Source organism: Cupriavidus sp. C1SS-2L (genome assembly GCF_057073735.1).
On record NZ_CP172709.1, the window covers coordinates 2,327,257 to 2,343,409 of the forward strand.

Here is a 16,153-nt window from a genome sequence, read left to right on the forward strand (position 1 = left end):
AGCGTGATGGTTCAGCGCTGGCGCGGCGGGCCGGGAACCCGGCCGTGACGCACGGCCTGTGCCCGGGTGCGCATTGCCGGGGCGTCAAAGAGCCGGCGTACGTCCGCGTCAAGCCTGCGCTGCCAGTTGGGGTGGCCTGCCGTGGTCCCGGGCAGGTTCGCCTGCTCGGACACGCCAAGCAGGTCTTCCACCGGCAGCAGGCGCAACGGCGTGCGCGTGCGGCCCAGCCAGGCCAGCACGGCGTCCAGTGGCGGATGCTCCGGATCGGGCGCCGTCCCGCTGGCCAGGCCAGCATCGCACAGCGCCTGCCACAGCGCCGTGCGCTCGCGCACACGGGCGGCGTGTACGCCTTCCGGCGTTTCGTCCTGCGCCAGCAGGCCCAACTGCTCGCGCCATGTCAGGTCCCGGCCTTGCCACCAGCCCGCGACCGTGGGCAAGTCGTGCGTAGACGTGGTGGCCACGGCGTGCCGCGGCCACGCTTCGGCGGGCAGGAACGGCGGCGTGTCCGTGGCTGCAGACGCCGGGCTGTCGTTGTCGTCCGGTTTCAGTGTTTCGCGCTCAAACCACAGCACGTCGATGCCCAGCACGCCGCGCCCGGCGAGTGCGCTGTCCAGATGCGCCGGCACCGTGCCAAGGTTTTCGCCGATGATGATTGCGTGGTGCCGCCACGATTCCAGCGCCACCAGCCGCAACAACTCCTGCATCGGGAAGGCGAGATAGGCGCCGTCGCGCGCGGAGGCGCCAGCGGGCACCAGCCACATGCGCGCCAGCCCCAGCACGTGGTCGATGCGCAAGCCGCCCGCATGCGCCAGGTTGGCACGCAGCATCTCGATGAACGCCCCGTAGCCGCGCTGGCGCAGCCTTCGCGGCGAAAATACGGTGACGCCCCAGTCCTGCCCGTGCGGGTTATAAACATCGGGCGGCGCGCCCGCGTGGAAGCCCGGCAGTATGTCCTGCTGGCGCGACCACGCCTGGCTGCCGCCGGGATCGGCGCCGACTGCGAGGTCGCCGATCACGCCAATGGCCATGCCAGCGTCCCGCGCCGCGCGCTGCGCCCGCGCCAGGCCGTCGTCCGCGAGCCATTGCAGGAAGATGTGGTACTCGATCTCCTGCGGATGCGCGACTGCGAACGCGGTCACGGCTGCATCGGTCGGGGACCGCAGCGTGACGGGCCAGCAACGCCAGTCCGCGGAGCCGTTGGCGTTCATGGGGTTGGCTGCCTCGCCGAGGCGGCTCGCCTGGATCGCCTCATAGCACGCGTGGTCGTGCAGCGCCGTGCCGCCGCGTGCACGGAACGCGGCGCACGCATCCAGCGACGCTTGCGGCAAGAGGTGCGCACGGTGCTGCCATAGCCAGCGCAACACCGAAAGGCGCAGGCGCGAGATGTTCGCCCAATCGATCTCGCTGCGCGACTCATGCTGCGCGAATGCCGTGCCGACGTTAAGCGCCGCCATCGCGCTATCGACCGCTTCCTGGCCGAATGCCGCCGCCGGGTCGGCGTAGAGCGGGTTGTGGAACAGCCGGCTGGACGGCGAGTAAGGGCTGTAGCGATCCGGCAGCGCGGCAAAGCCAGCATGGAGCGGGTTGATTGCCACCGCATCCGCGTGCTGGCGGGCAGCGGCCTCGCAGCACTGTGCGAGCGCGGTCAGGTCGCCCATGCCAGTCGGTGCGCCGCGACGCAGCGCATAGAGCTGCACGGCCAGGCCCCATGCGCGTTCGCCCGCTGTGCGGCGGCCGGCTTCGCGCAGTGCGTCCTCCACGCCGAAGCAGCGCGGCGGGGCGACGGCCAGGACGGTCTCCGCCTCGCCGATGTGCAGGCAGTGGTAGCCACACACGGCCACGGGCGACAGGCGCAGCGTCCCGTTCCCGGCAGGCTGCGCGGTGCCGTCGAGGTGGCTGCCGTCCTCGAGTTGGATCCGGTACGGCCTGGCTTCGGCGCCATTGGGCCAGGGAATATCAATGGGCTCACCCGGGTCCGCCGTGATCAGCGGGGGCAGTCCCAGCGCGGCGTCTTCCGCATCGAGGCGTGCGCCGGAGGCCCGGCATTGCGCGGGCGTGTCGCAGGACAGCGCCAGGCCCTGCAGTATGCGCCGCAGTGCGTCGTCCGGAACCTGTTGCGGCCGGCCCCAGGCATCGAGCCAGCGTGGCTGTACGCCGACGTGCACGGCGAGCGCATGCAATGCGTCTGTATCGGAGGGGGTCTTGGGGCTCATGAGGCGGCCTCCTGCGGTGCGGCGCGTGCGGGCTCTGCCGGATGATCGAAGCGTTGTGGCGCGGCCTGCGCCGCCAGTAGCACCAGCGAATGGGCAGGCACGGCCTGCTCCGTGATGGCATTCGACGGCCGTCCGGCTTCCGCCTGTGGCTGGCTGCTGTCCAGTACCAGTTGCCAGGCGAGTGCCGGTTCGGGTAGCCGGAACACGACGTCGGTATCGCCGGCGTTGAGCAGCAGCAGGGTCACGTTGACCGGACCGGGCTGTCCTTCTCGTGTCGCGCGGTGGGCAAGTTCGAGGCGTTCCGAGCGCGGCGGCGCTGCCGCGCGGCGCAGCGCCAGCGTGCGGATCTCCGGGTCGGCCCACGCTTCCGGGCTCGGTGGTTGCCCCTCGGTATCGAACCACGCAATGTCGCCGATCCCCGGTGCGGGTTCCTGATTGCCGTGGGAAAAGTGGTTGGCGCCGAGTGAGGGCAGCCGCAGACGCAACGCGAGCAGGCGGCGCACCATCTGCAGCAGCACCTGTCCGCGCGGCGTCTGGGCTTGCTTCCAGTCCAGCCACGACATCGCGTTGTCCTGGCAGTACGCATTGTTGTTGCCCTGCTGGCTGCGGCCCCATTCGTCACCGGCGGTCAGCATCGGGGTGCCCTGCGCCAGCAGCAGCGTGGACAACATTGCTTGCGCGACACGGGCGCGCAGCGCCAGGATGGCGGGATCGTCCGTGGGGCCTTCGACGCTGCCGTCGGGGCTCCAGTTGGCGCTGTAGTTGTTGTCGGTCCCGTCGCGGTTTTCTTCGCCGTTGTCGTCGTTGTGCTTTCCGTTGTAGCTGACCAGGTCCGCCAGCGTGAAGCCGTCATGCGCGGTGATGAAATTGACGCTGGCCCAGGGCCGCCGGTGGCGCCGGTCGAACAGGTCGGCCGAGCCCGACAGCCGCGCCGCGAGCTCGCCGCGCTGGCCCGAGTCGCCCCGCCAGAAGCGGCGCACGGTGTCGCGAAACTTGTCGTTCCACTCGGCAAAGCCGGGCGGATGGTTGCCGAGCTGGTATCCCCCCGGCCCCAGGTCCCACGGTTCGGAGATCAGCTTGACGCGGCTCAGCACCGGGTCCTGCAGGATTGCGTCGAAGAACGAGGCGCCGGGGTCGAAGCCGTTGTGGTCGCGGCCCAGCGTCGCACCCAGGTCGAAGCGGAAGCCGTCGACATGGAAGCATTGCACCCAGTAGCGCAGCGAATCGAGCACCATCTGCAGCACGCGAGGATGGGGCAGGTTCAGCATGTTGCCGCAGCCGGTGTCGTTGAGGTAATGGCGTTCGTCGCCGGGCACGAGCTGGTAGTAGCTGGCATTGTCGAGCCCGCGCCAGGACACGGTCGGCCCGAGTTCGTTGCCTTCGCAGGTGTGGTTGTAGACCACGTCCAGGATCACTTCGATACCCGCGGCATGCAGGCGCCGCACGGCGACCTTGAGCTCATGAAGCTGGTCCGTGGCCAGGTACGACGGCTCCGGCGCGAAGTACGACAGCGTGTTGTAGCCCCAGTAATTGCGCAGGCCGCGTTCCAGCAGGAAGCGGTCCTGCAGGATCGCGTGTATCGGCAGCAGCTCGACGGCGGTGATGCCCATGCGCAGCAGATGGTCGAGAAAGCGCGGGTCGCACAGTGCGGCAAACGTGCCGCGCTGGTGCGGCAGCACATCGTCGCGCAGCATCGACACGCCGCGCAGGTGGGCTTCGTAGATGACCGTGTCCTGCCAGGGCACGCCGGGCGGCCGGTCGTCGCCCCAGTGGAAGCTTTCGTCGACGACCACGGCCTTCGGCATGGTCGGCGCGCTGTCGCGGCGGTCGGGCGTGAGGTCGGCGCGCGCACTCTGCAACCGGTAGCCGAACAGGGCATCGGACCAGCGCACCGGCCCGCTGAGTCGTCGTGCGTACGGGTCCAGTAACAGCTTGTGCGGGTTGAAGCGGTGCCCGCGCGCGGGGTCGTAGGGGCCGAACGCGCGGAACCCGTACAAGGTGCCAAGCGCAGCATTGGGCAGATAGCCATGCCAGATCTCGTCCGTGCATTCGGGCAGCGGCATGCGCGCCAGTTCCTTGCGTCCGTTTGCCGAGAACAGGCACAGGTCGATGCGCGAGGCATTGGCCGAGAACACGGCGAAGTTCACCCCGAGACCATCCCATTGCGCGCCGAGTGGATAGGGCTTGCCGGGAAGCAGGCGGTCCGGAACCTGAAGCGCTATGTTCATGCCTGCGTTCCGGCGTGCTGCAGGATCACCGTGGCCAGCGGCGGCAGCGTCAGCAAGACGGAGGCCTCCTGTCCATGCGATGGCACCGGCTCGGCGGTCACGGCACCGCCATTGCCCAGGTTGCTGCCGCCGTAACACGCCGCGTCGGTGTTGAGCCGCTCATGCCAGCAGCCTTCGGACGGCACGCCGATCCGGTAGCCGTACCGCGGCACTGGCGTCATATTCGTGACGGCCAGCACGACGTCTCCGCTGCCGGGCGCCGGACGGCGCAGCCACGCGAATACACTGTTCTGGTGATCGTCGCCGACTACCCACTGGAAGCCGGCGGGCGAATGGTCGAGTTCATGCAAGGCAGGCAACTCCCGGTAGAGCGCATTGAGGTCGCGCACCAGCGTGTGGACGCCGCGGTGCATCGGATGGTCGAGCAGTGCCCAGTCGAGCTCGGCGTCGTGGTTCCATTCCTGCCACTGGGCCAGTTCACCGCCCATGAACAGCAGCTTCTTGCCCGGATGGGCCCACATGAAGCCGTAGTAGGCGCGCAGTCCGGCGAAGCGCTGCCAGTCGTCGCCCGGGCACTTGCGCAGCATCGAGCCTTTGCCGTGCACGACTTCGTCGTGCGACAGCGGCAGCACGAACGCTTCCGACCACGCGTAGACGGTGCCGAACGTCATGTCCTGGTGGTGCCACGCGCGGTGAATCGGATCCAGCGACAGGTAGCGCAGCGTGTCGTGCATCCAGCCCATATTCCACTTGAAGTCGAAGCCGAGCCCGCCGCTGGCCGCGCTGGCTGTCACGCCAGGCCACGCTGTGGATTCCTCGGCAATGGTGAGCGCGCCGGGGCAGCGTTCATGCACGACGCTGTTGAGTTCGCGCAGGAAGGCGACTGCCTCCAGGTTCTCGCGTCCGCCGAAGCGGTTAGGCACCCATTGGTCGGGGGCGCGGCTGTAGTCGCGGTAGAGCATGGAGGCCACCGCATCGACGCGCAGGCCGTCGACGTGGAAGTGTTCGAGCCAGTGCAGCGCGCCCGCCAGCAGGAAGCCGCGCACCTCGTTGCGCCCAAGGTTGTAGATCAGCGTATTCCAGTCCTGGTGGAAGCCTTCGCGCGGGTCTTCGTGCTCGTAGAGCGCGGTGCCATCGAAGCGCGCCAGCCCGTGCGGATCCGTCGGGAAATGCGCGGGTACCCAATCGAGGATGACGCCGATGCCGTCGCGGTGACAGCGATCGATAAAGGCCGCGAACGCCTGCGGGGGTCCCAGTCGCGCCGTGGGCGCGTAGAGCGACAGCGGCTGGTAGCCCCACGAGCCGCCGAACGGGTGCTCCGTCACGGGCAGTAGTTCGATGTGCGTGAAGCCCAGTTCGTGGACATAGGGGATGAGCCGGTCGGCCAGCACCTCCCAGCCGCGTGCCGGGTCGTTGGCCGCGCGCAGCCAGGAGCCGACGTGGACCTCGTAGATCGACAGCGGCGCCGCATACGGATCGACGGCATTGCGCAGGCGCATCCACTCATCGTCCTGCCACGCGAACGGAGGCGCGGAAACCTGCGGCTGCGTCACGACCGATGCCGTTGCTGGCGGCGCCTCGGTCGCCAGCGCGAGCGGGTCGGCCTTGTCGGGCAATTGCGCGTCATGTGGGTCCAGCAAGTCGAACTTGTAGCGGCAGCCGGGCCGCGCGCCCATGGCTTCGGGAATGAAGAGTTCCCAGACGCCGCTCGGGTGGCGCAGCCGCATGGGATGCCGCGCGGGCTGCCAGCCGTTGAAATCGCCGATGACCGACACGCGCCGGGCGTTGGGCGCCCACACCGCAAAGCGCACACCCTGGACGCCGTCCACGTTGCGCCACTGTGCGCCAAGACAGGCCCCAAGCTCGAAGTGCCGGCCTTCGGCAATGAGGTGCAGGTCCAGCTCGCCCAGCAGCAGTCCGAACGCATAAGGATCGTGGCTCACCTGCTGAGTGCCGTTGTGCCAGCGGACCAGGAGCTGGTAGACGGAGACCCCGGCGGGCAGGCGGCCGGTGAACACGCCGCCCGCGTGCAGCGGCGTCATGGGGGCCAGCGGTTCACCCCGCGAATCGGCCAGCATCACGGAGTGCGCCCCGGGCACGCAGGCGCGCACGATCAGCGTATCGCCGTCGCGATGCGGGCCCAGAATCGCAAACGGATCGCGATGCCGACCTTCAACCAGCGCGCCCAACTCGCCGTCGGATATGGTTTGCGTCCGTCGCTCGGGCGGCCGGGTGTCGACTCGGTTCATTGCGCCTCCAGGTTTCCGGCCATGAGCTTGCGCACCATGCGCGCGAGCCCGCTGGCCGGAAGGTCGATCCAGGCGACGCGATTGGCCGCTTCATATTCGACTTCGTACGCAGCGCGTTCCAGCAGGAACAGATCGAGTAGCGGCTGAAACTGCGCGTTGTCGGCCCACGGCGTGCCGGAGGCCTCCATATGACGCCGGTAGCAGCCCAGGAAGGCGTCGCTGGCGGTTTCGCGGAAGCGTTCGAGCAAGCCGCCGCGGCGCTCCGCCAGCGCGGGCGGCAACTCCGCGTGGGTGCGTTCCTGCCGGTCCGTGCCAACGGTCGCAGCGGCGTAGTCGATCGAACGCAGCAGCCCCGCAACATCGCGCAGTGGCGAGGTTTTGCGCCGGCGCCAGTCGAGTGGCTGACCCGGCTCGCCTTCGAAATCCACCAAGTAGGTGTCGTTCTGCGCAATCAGCACCTGGCCCAGGTGGAAGTCGCCGTGGAATCGTGTCTGCAGGCTGCCGGGCGCGGCTGCGGCAAGCCGGTTGACCAGTGCGGGCAGGGCGTCGCGCGCCTTCAGCAGCGTATCGACGTCGGCCATGAAGCGCTTGCTTGCGGATTTCGGGTCGTTCTGCGCGCGCTTTTCCAGCAATGCCAGTGCATGCGTGATAGCCGCCATGGCCTGCTCGGCCCACTGCCGCGTTTCAGCATCGGTAGCGGGCCGCGGGGCAAAGGCGGGATCGTCGGTGGGACGCGCGAGCACTGCATGCAACTCGGCCAGCCGTCGGCCGAGCGTGCCGGCCATGGTGGCGTAGCCGTTCATCGCTTCGGCGAACTCGTCCGCGCTTTCCTGCGCGGGCAGCGCGTCATCGATCACGCGACTGAGGTAGTCGAGCGTCCAGTCCCAGCCGTTGCCCTGGTTCAGGATGTAGCCCTGCACCATCATCAGCGTATGGGGCACGCCGTCCGCGCCGGTCCGGACCACCTCGCCCAGCAGGGGAGGGGAATGCGGATAACCCTGCGCCGTCAGGTAGCGCGTCATCTCCACTTCCGGATGTGTGCCGCCGGAGAGGCGCCGCACCAGCTTGAGCACGGCCGTGTTGTTGTACGCCAGCGAGCTGTTGGACTGCTCCGCTGACATCCACTGGATTTCCTCCTGCTCGGGCTGTACCGCGGACAGCCCGGGCTCGGAGCGGAAGCGGATGGTCTCCTGTGGCCCCTGCAGTTCGGCGTCTGCACGCAGCGCGCGGATGACCTCGCGCGCGAACGGTTCCAGCACGAAGCCATCCGTGGCCAGTCCTACCCGGCTGCCCTGGCGTACGCGCGCCATCGACAGCCCGTGCGCCAGCTGGGACACGCTATCGGCACTCTCGCGGTCCCACAGCACCCCAAGCGGAAGCTGGTAGCGCTCGGTACGGCCGCCGGAAAGCCTGACTTCCACTTCGCCGAGATAGATTTCCTCGCCTGTGGTGCCTTTGGTGAACGGGGCCATGTAGGCGAGTGTGGCGCGCTGGATGCTGTCGTCCTTCGCGCCGAACCAGCGCCGGCGGCGGATATAGGGCGGCAGCACTTCATCGTTGAGCATGCGGCGCGCGGCCTCCGTCAGTTCGGGCCGCCCCTTGTTCTGCAGCACGAGCGTGATCTGGTCGGGCATCTGTTCCGGGGCCGAGACGTGCCAGGCAGGCGGATGGGCATCCTCGCTGAGCACGAACCAGTAGAAGCCATAGGGGGGCAGCGTCAGCAGGTAGGTCAGCGTGCCGATCGCGGGGAACGGCGTGGCGCCCATCATCTCCACCGGCACGCGCCCGTTGAAGGCCGAAAGATCGAGTTCCACGGCCTGCGGCGCCCGCGACAGGTTCGCGACGCACAGGATGTGCTCGCCTTCGTACTCGCGCAGATAGGCCAGGATCTTGCGGTTTCCCGGAAACAGGAAGCGCAGCGTGCCCCGCCCGAACGCGCGGTGCTTGCGCCGCAGCGCCAGCATGCGGCGCATCCAGTTGAGCAGCGAATGCGGATCGCGCGCCTGCGCTTCGACGTTGACGGCCTCGTAGCCGTACAGGGGGCCCTGCAGCGGCGGCAGCACCAGGCGCTCGGGGTCCGCGTGCGAGAAGCCGCCATTGCGGTCGGGCGACCACTGCATCGGCGTGCGCACGCCGTCCCGGTCGCCAAGGTGGATGTTGTCGCCCATGCCGATCTCGTCGCCGTAGTAGATCACTGGCGTGCCCGGCATGGAAAACAGCAGGCTGTTCATCAGTTCGATGCGACGCCGGTCGCGTTCCATCAGCGGCGCCAGCCTGCGCCGGATGCCAAGGTTGATGCGTGCGCGCCGGTCCGACGCATAGACTTCCCACAGGTAGTCGCGCTCGCTGCTGGTGACCATCTCGAGCGTCAGTTCGTCATGGTTGCGCAGGAAGATCGCCCACTGGCAGTCGGTCGGCAGCTCCGGCGTCTGGCGCATGATGTCGGTGATCGGGAAGCGGTCTTCGCGTGCGATGGCCATGTACATGCGCGGCATGAGCGGGAAGTGGAAGGCCATATGGCATTCGTCGCCCTTGTCGCCGGTGCTGCTGCGCCCGAAGTACTGCTGCGCATCTTCTGGCCACATGTTGGCCTCGGCGAGCAGCACGCGTCCCTGGTAGTGGGAATCGAGATGCGAGCGGATATGCCGGATCGCGGCATGAGTCTCGGGCAGGTTCTCGTTCGTGGTGCCTTCGCGTTCGACGAGGTAAGGCACCGCGTCCAGCCGCAGCCCGTCCACGCCGATGTCCAGCCAGAACCGCATGACCGACAGCACCTCGTTCATGACCTGCGGGTTGTCGAAGTTCAGGTCGGGCTGGTGCGAATAAAAGCGGTGCCAGAAGTACGCGCCGGCGACAGGGTCCCAGCTCCAGTTCGATTTCTCGGTGTCGCAGAAGATGATGCGGGTGCCGGCATAGGCCTGGTCATTGTCGGCCCACACGTAGTAGCGGCGCGCGGCGGAGCCCGGCTTGGCCTTGCGCGCGCGCTGGAACCACGGATGCTGGTCCGAGGTGTGGTTGATGACCAGTTCCGTGATGACGCGGATGCCGCGCGCATGCGCAGCCCCGACGAAGCGGCGGGCTTCGGCGAGCGTGCCGTAGTCGGGATGCACGTTGCGGTAATCCGCAATGTCGTAGCCGTCATCGCGCCGCGGAGACGGGTAGAACGGCAGCAGCCAGATCGTGTCAATGCCGAGGTCGACCAGGTAGTCCAGCTTGGCCAGCAGGCCCGCGAAGTCCCCCACGCCGTCGCCGTTCGCGTCGTAGAAGGACTTGATATGAAGCTGGTAGACCACCGCGTCCTTGTACCAGAGCGGATCCGCGTTGAGCAGCAGGGCGTTGGCGGGTTCGGTCAGGCGTTTCATCCGTATCTCCGTATGCCTTCGGTCGCCGCGCCTTCATGCGCCGTGCGGATCGGCGGAGGCCGGAGGCCTGGCATTGCGCTGTACCGGCTTGCCGATTGGGGTGATGTGCCACAGCGCAAACGGCAGCCGCGCCGGGTCAAGGTGGATGCGCTGGCGCTTGCCATGCCATGCGAAGCGGTGTTCGTCCATCAGGTCCTGCACGGCAACGCTGCCGTGATCCGGGAGGCCCCATTCCCATAGCGGGATTTCCACCGTGGCTTCCTGCGGCGCGTGCGGGTCCATGCTGATCGCCGCGAGCAGCACGTCGTCGCCGAATGTGGATTCCGTGCCGGGCACGAAGCGCGCGAAGTAAAGCACCGCGTCGTTGCCCGCGGGATAGATGCGCAGGCCCAGGTGGCTTTGGAGTGCCGGATGGCCGAGCCGGATCTGGTTCAGCCGCGTGATTTCCGCCACGATGTTGCCGGGCTGGTGCCAGTTGCGGGCACGGATCTGGTACTTCTCGGAGTCGAGATATTCCTCGCGCACCTTGCCGTCGAGCACCAGAGGCGCGGACTCGCACAGCTCGAACCCGCTGTACATGCCCCACAGGCCGGACAACAGCGTGGCCAGCGCCGCGCGGATCAGGAACGCCGGACGTCCGCCACGATGCAGGAAGTACGGGTTGATGTCGGGTGTGTTGACGAAGAAATGCGGGCGGAAGAACTCGCGCAGCGGCCCCTGCGTGAGCTCCGTCATGTACTCGGTCAGTTCGGCGCGCGTATTGCGCCACGTGAAGTACGTGTATGACTGGCTGAAGCCGAGCTTGGCCAGCCGCGCCATCATCTTCGGGCGCGTGAACGCTTCGGCCAGGAAGATGGTGTCGGGGTGCCGTGCGCGCACGTCGGCAATCATCCATTCCCAGAACGGCAAGGGCTTGGTGTGCGGATTGTCCACGCGGAAGATGCGCACGCCATGCTCGACCCAGAACATCACCACGTCGCGCAGAGCCTGCCACAGTGCCGCGGCGGCTGGCGCGGCCGCGTAGAAGTCGACATTGACGATGTCCTCGTACTTCTTGGGCGGGTTTTCGGCGTAGCGCAGCGAGCCATCGGGCCGCCGCGTGAACCACTCGGGATGCTGCCTGAGCCACGGATGGTCAGGTGAGCACTGGATCGCGAAATCCAGCGCCAGTTCCAGACCCGCCGCTGCCGCCGCGCGCCCCAGCCGCCGGAAATCTTCGAAGGTGCCGAGCTGCGAGTGCAGCGCATCGTGTCCGCCGTCTTCGGCCCCGATGGCATAGGGGCTGCCGGGTTCCTCAGGGCCGGCGCGCAGGCTGTTGTTGCGGCCCTTGCGGTGCGTCTTGCCGATCGGGTGGATCGGCGGGAAGTACAGCACATCGAAGCCCATCGCGCGGATGGCGGGCAAGCGCGCGATCACGTCGTCGAAGGTGCCATGGCGGCGATCGTCATCGCTTGCCGAGCGCGGGAACAGTTCATACCAGCTCGCGAAGCGGCTGGCCAGCCGTTCCGCTTCCACCGGCAGCGGCACCGGATGCCGGCTCGCGAACGGGCGTCCCTCTGGTTTCTGCATGGCGGCCTGCATGACCGCGGCAGTGCGAGGCGACAGCAGGATCTCGAGGCGTGCGGCGTCGTCGCCGGCACTGGCGGTCAGTTCATCGACCAGCGCCGCGAGATCGCTGTCCGGCGGCGGGGCATCGCCCTTCGCGGGCATCAGCGCATCGGCCACGATCCGGGCGCCTTCTTCGATTTCCAGCGAAATGTCTACGCCTGCCGCGCGCTTCTTGCCGATCTCGTCGAGCCAGCTCGCAAAGGCATCGCGCCAGGCCTCGACCGTGAACTCGTGGCGGCCCAGCGCGACAAGCGGGAAGCTGCCGGTCCAGCGGTCGTTGACCACCAGCCGCATTGGCGCTTCGTGCCACGTTTCCTCACCGGGCGCACGCCACAGGACGGCGGCTGCCAGCTTGTCGTGGCCGTCCATCCAGATATCGGCGCTGACCTCGACCCGTTCGCCGACCACGCGGCGCACTGCAAAACGCCCGGCATCGCAGGCGGGCTCGACAGCTTCTATCGCAATGCGCGGCGACGCCAGCGCGGCCACCACGCTACCGAGGCCGCTGGCCGTGATCGTTTCGCCGGGCTGCGGTGCGCGCACCAACGGTCGCAACGGCGAGGGTATGGCGCGATACAGGCGGATATCGGCAGGGGCCAGCGTGATGTCGGCCAGCGCGTCGAGGATCGTATCGGCGTCGACGCTGCCGCCCGGGCCGCCGTCGGATGCTTCGAGGCTTGCCGTAGCGCGCGGCAGCGTGGACAGCACGCGGTCGACGCCAAGCGTGCCCGGCTCCTGCGTGTCGGGGTTGACGACCACGGTCAGCGCCGATTCGGGGAGTGCCGCGCCATCAAGGCCATCCTGTGCCTGCAAGCGGGCGAGCACGGTGAGCGGCGCGTCGGGGCCGCTCAGCAGCCGTACCGACACCGCAGGCACCAGCGCGCGTGCGGAAAGCCAGGCATTGGCCTGCAGCACTTCATGGGTGATGTCATACGGCGCGCCATCCTGCGCGCCACCGTCGTCCGCCAGCGGATCGTGCGCCTGCGTGCCGCCGGTTTCGAAGCCGGCCGGCACCAGCAGGCCGTCGCCAATGGCGGCCGCCGTCCACAACGCACGGCGTGCGGACAGGGCATCCTGGCTCGCTGGGGACTGTGCTGGCGCTGCCAGCACGCGCCCGAAAGGCCGCAGTCGCGCGATTTCCTCGGTCAGCCACGCGCTGCGATAGTCCCACCACGGCAGGGAACAGAACGCGCCATCGAACTGCCCCGGCAACAGGCCTTCCAGTTGCGCCGGAGTCAGCCCTGGTGTCCAGGCCAGGAAGAGAGGCCGCCTGGCCTGCTGTGTCCCGGCGTCGCCACGCAACGCCCCGGTCAGTGCGGCCCAGTGGCATCCAGGCACGCGCGCTGGCGCGCGCAGGCAGAAGCCGGCAACTCCTGCTGCCATTGCCGCACGCAACTGCGTGGCCCACCAATCGACTAGAGCGGTAGCCACGTCTGACCCGTGCCAGCGCAGTCGCGCGCCGGGCAGGTGATTGTCGGTATCGTGCGGGGCGAAGGCGGGCGCGGTGTGATCGATCCACGCGGGATCCATCACGGCGGCGCCGTTGTCCTGATAGCGGTCCAGCGAAACGTCGAGCAGTGGCGTAAGGCCGTGCCGGGCGCAGAGCGCGCACAGCGCTGACAACCCTGGCAGGGCGTCCCGGTTGGCCGGCACAACGGCGAGCCGGCCGGAAAGCAGGACGTGGTCAAAGCCCAGCGCGGCGACACGCCGCAGTGCATCGTGCTGCGTGTCGGGCTGGTTGGAAGTTCGGTCGATAGTGATCTGGCAGATCCGCACGTAGTATTCCCTTGGCTGGTTGGGCCTGCATGCCCCGTATCCCCAGGCAGTACACAATTGGATTGAAGCCATGCGAAGTGCGTGCCAAGGCCGATTCCGTGCCGGCCCAACCCCGCGCTACTAACGCCGGCAACGGCGAGCGGCGGGGCGGTGTGCAACCGGCGTGGACGTTCGTCCGGGTAGTCCGTGTAAAAGGTGCAGCCGCCACCCCCGCGTTTGAAAAAATTGCCCTGGTGCAGACAGCGCCCGTGATGTGCGCGCGTAGCGGGGCCAGGTACGCTTCATGCTCGCTGGCAGGCCAGCCATGCAGCGGGGAGCAGACATGCAAGACTGGCTGGAAGCCATGCAGTGGCCGGCCATGGTGGCCACCGTGATCGCGACCTGGTTCGTGGGGTCGCGTTCGGTCGCGCGGCGGCGCGCCGGGTTCTGGATATTTCTCGTCAGCAACCTCCTGTGGATCGCATGGGGCTGGCAGGGCGACGCGTACGCGCTGATGCTGCTGCAGGTGGCACTGGTGGCAATGAATGTGCGCGGCATGCGCAAGGCGGACAAGACCTGGCGCGAGACGGGGAGGGCGGGTTCCCGGTGAAACGGGCTGACGGCGGAGATGTTTGCCGCTGTCAGCCACGACTGGCGCCTGTTGCCGATGGTGCCGGCCAGCTTACTGCTTCGGCAACGGATTCGGAGAATCCCCCTTCGGGCCGCTCGGCGCTTCCGCAGTCGGTGCGGGCGGTGTCCCTTGTTCACGTGGCTTCTTGTGGCGAGCGGTGGTGCCGGATTGCTTGCTTGGCGCCTTGTGCATCTTCTGGTCGGTCGCTGTGCTGGTGCCGGTGCCCGAGTTCATATCCGTCGCGGCAGGTGCATTGCGCCCGCCAGGCGCGCCTTCCATGGAGGTCGGGGGTTGGCTCGGGTTCGGCACATTGGGCGATGCGGGGGCCTGCTGGCCGTACGCCGGCAGGCAAAGCGCGGTACTAATGACCAGCGCGCTGGTGGCGAGGGTGCGTTTCATAGCGGTCTTCTCCAGTTGTCGTCATGGGACGAGCGGACGGCGCTGGTGTTCTGGCTGCCACGGCTGGTGTTGCCACGTCGGGCCAGTTCGCAGTAGTGGCACAGCCGCCCCAGCGCCCAATTGGCGGCGGCCTCGCGCACGGTGGTTCGCGGCATGCCGCCGCGGCCCCCGCAATTCGGGCCGGGCGCACGGTGCGGCACGGATTCAGGTGGGCGATGGCAGCGAATGGCAGGCTGTTCATCGTCCGGGCAAGCGGGTGACCGATGCGCCGTTGATCTTCCCCGGCGCGTGGGTTTCCGTGGGGTGGCCAGTTTCAGGGCCTCGCTTGTTCTTTTCCCGCACGAACGTCAGGACGCCATTGCGCTCGAGCACGACACGGCTGATACCCTCCAGCGTTTCGGCCTGCAGCGACGACCGCAGATTGGCCTTCAGATCCTCCTCGCTGACCATGGCCTGTGCGACGCGGGCATGGTCGACATCGCCGTCCTTGAGCAGGTCGATCGCCTGCCCGCTCGTGAAGCGGTCGAACCTGGGATAGCGCGACGACAGCCAGGCCACCCCGCGGTGCATCAGCACCAGCACAAGCGCGGCGGCAAACGCGGTCGGGAACGACGTGGCGCCGACGACGGCGCGTGAAAGCACTGCGCCGAGCAGCAACACCACGCACAGGTCGAACGCAGTCTTCTGCGCAAACGACCTGCGGCCAGCTACGCGCAGTAGCAGCCAGGTCGCGAGAAACACAATGACGGCACGCACAGCCCCCTGCCACCAGGCGAGGTGGTCGCCTTCGCCGAGCACGGCGTGCATGAAGCCGTTCAATGAATCCATGGCGCTCTGTGTGGGTTCGCGATGACTGACGCGGCGGCAGGTTTCGTGCCAGCCCGTCAGGTCACCTTGCCGTCGTTTCGCGAGGTTTATGCCCTTGCGGGCAGCAGAAAGTACATCCGGACCCAGCGCATCTTGTAATTCCTGCCCGCCCAGGTGGCCGTCGCGCGCACCTCCGTGCCGGCGGCGACGTGGCTTCCATCTTGCGTGGCGGCGCTGTGACCCCGGCGCGCCTGAGGGCCGGACAGCAAATCGACGGAGACAGACATGGATCGAAGCCGCAAACCATCAGCACCGGAGATGCCATGGCGCGAACCGCCGCTTGCGGATGCCGACATGCGCAGCCATTACGTGGGCGCATATGGCATTTTCGACTACGACCAGCCGGTAGATCCGGCCGAACTGGCGGAGCCTCGCAGTCGTGGCGAATGGGCGCAAAGCCCGGAGGGCCATGGCCAGTTCCGGTACGACGCGCCTTCGCAAGCGGACGCCTACGATCAGTTCACGGGGGTCAACGAACGCGCATCGCGCAGCGGACACGGACAATACGCTGGCGAGCGTTACCGGCCCCAGGGACCGCGTGGCTACCAGCGCAGCGACGAGCGGATCCTGGAGGACATATGCGACCGGCTGACGCGCAGTGGCCGTCTCGATGTGAAGGATGTGGAGGTTCGCGTTGACAGCGGCGTGGTCACGCTGGAAGGCTGCGTGCCGGACCGCCTGCAGAAGTACCGTGTGGAGGATATCGTCGACGACGTCTTCGGCGTGCGCGACCTGTTCAATCGACTGCGCGTAAGCCGGTAGCCGGCGCGGCGCCCTGCATCGCGCGCGGTGCGGGACGCCGTGGCTTCCCTCACCGGGCAACTCAGTGCCGTTCAACCGG

10 protein-coding genes are annotated in these 16,153 nt (G+C 68.0%); 2 read left to right on the forward strand and 8 right to left on the reverse strand.

Translation table 11 applies throughout. From position 1 onward, the window contains the following. Nucleotides 1–11 precede the first annotated feature (11 nt). Genes malQ through ACIGJG_RS28410 form a run of 5 tightly spaced genes read right to left on the reverse strand, consistent with a single transcriptional unit; the run spans nt 12 to nt 13,436 of the window. Nucleotides 12–2,213 carry a 4-alpha-glucanotransferase gene (gene malQ / locus ACIGJG_RS28390; RefSeq protein WP_483673498.1) on the reverse strand — a complete coding sequence of 734 codons (2,202 nt, stop codon included), beginning with the start codon at nt 2,211–2,213 and terminating at the stop codon, nt 12–14. Next, entirely contained in the window at nt 2,210–4,441 is a 2,232-nt protein-coding gene (gene glgX, locus ACIGJG_RS28395) for a glycogen debranching protein GlgX (RefSeq protein ID WP_140950974.1), read from the reverse strand. Before glgX ends, malQ begins: the two co-directional genes overlap by 4 nt. Next, nucleotides 4,438–6,690 carry a 1,4-alpha-glucan branching protein GlgB gene (glgB, locus tag ACIGJG_RS28400; RefSeq protein WP_483673499.1) on the reverse strand — a complete coding sequence of 751 codons (2,253 nt, stop codon included), beginning with the start codon at nt 6,688–6,690 and terminating at the stop codon, nt 4,438–4,440. The genes glgX and glgB overlap by 4 nt, the downstream gene beginning before the upstream one ends. Next, the gene (gene treS / locus ACIGJG_RS28405) at nt 6,687–10,052 is read right to left on the reverse strand and encodes a maltose alpha-D-glucosyltransferase (protein WP_220630322.1); all 3,366 of its coding nucleotides are present in this window, start codon (nt 10,050–10,052) and stop codon (nt 6,687–6,689) included. The genes glgB and treS overlap by 4 nt, the downstream gene beginning before the upstream one ends. 33 nt (nt 10,053–10,085) lie before the next feature. Continuing rightward, nucleotides 10,086–13,436: a maltotransferase domain-containing protein gene (locus ACIGJG_RS28410; RefSeq protein WP_483673500.1), complete on the reverse strand. Its 3,351-nt coding sequence runs from the start codon at nt 13,434–13,436 to the stop codon at nt 10,086–10,088. A 322-nt stretch (nt 13,437–13,758) separates the two neighbouring features. On the opposite strand from ACIGJG_RS28410, the gene ACIGJG_RS28415 reads away from it, so the two are divergent. Continuing rightward, complete coding sequence (locus ACIGJG_RS28415) at nt 13,759–14,025, forward strand: hypothetical protein (RefSeq protein ID WP_011300345.1); 267 nt, start codon at nt 13,759–13,761, stop codon at nt 14,023–14,025. Nucleotides 14,026–14,097: 72 nt separating this feature from the next. Here the strand turns inward: ACIGJG_RS28415 and ACIGJG_RS28420 are convergent, their stop codons facing one another. The 3 genes from ACIGJG_RS28420 to ACIGJG_RS28430 form a co-directional block, all read right to left on the reverse strand. Next, complete coding sequence (locus ACIGJG_RS28420; protein WP_011300344.1) at nt 14,098–14,445, reverse strand: hypothetical protein; 348 nt, start codon at nt 14,443–14,445, stop codon at nt 14,098–14,100. After that, the gene (locus ACIGJG_RS28425) at nt 14,442–14,600 is read right to left on the reverse strand and encodes a hypothetical protein (protein WP_166487078.1); all 159 of its coding nucleotides are present in this window, start codon (nt 14,598–14,600) and stop codon (nt 14,442–14,444) included. Before ACIGJG_RS28425 ends, ACIGJG_RS28420 begins: the two co-directional genes overlap by 4 nt. Nucleotides 14,601–14,682: 82 nt before the next feature. Then, a complete protein-coding gene (locus tag ACIGJG_RS28430) occupies nt 14,683–15,273 on the reverse strand; it encodes a DUF421 domain-containing protein (protein ID WP_011300343.1) in 591 nt (196 codons plus the stop codon). A gap of 264 nt (nt 15,274–15,537) precedes the next feature. Here ACIGJG_RS28430 and ACIGJG_RS28435 point away from each other — a divergent pair, with 264 nt between their 5' ends. Continuing rightward, nucleotides 15,538–16,074, forward strand: a complete 537-nt coding sequence (locus ACIGJG_RS28435) for a BON domain-containing protein (RefSeq protein WP_220630327.1) — start codon at nt 15,538–15,540, stop codon at nt 16,072–16,074. Nucleotides 16,075–16,153 lie beyond the last annotated feature (79 nt).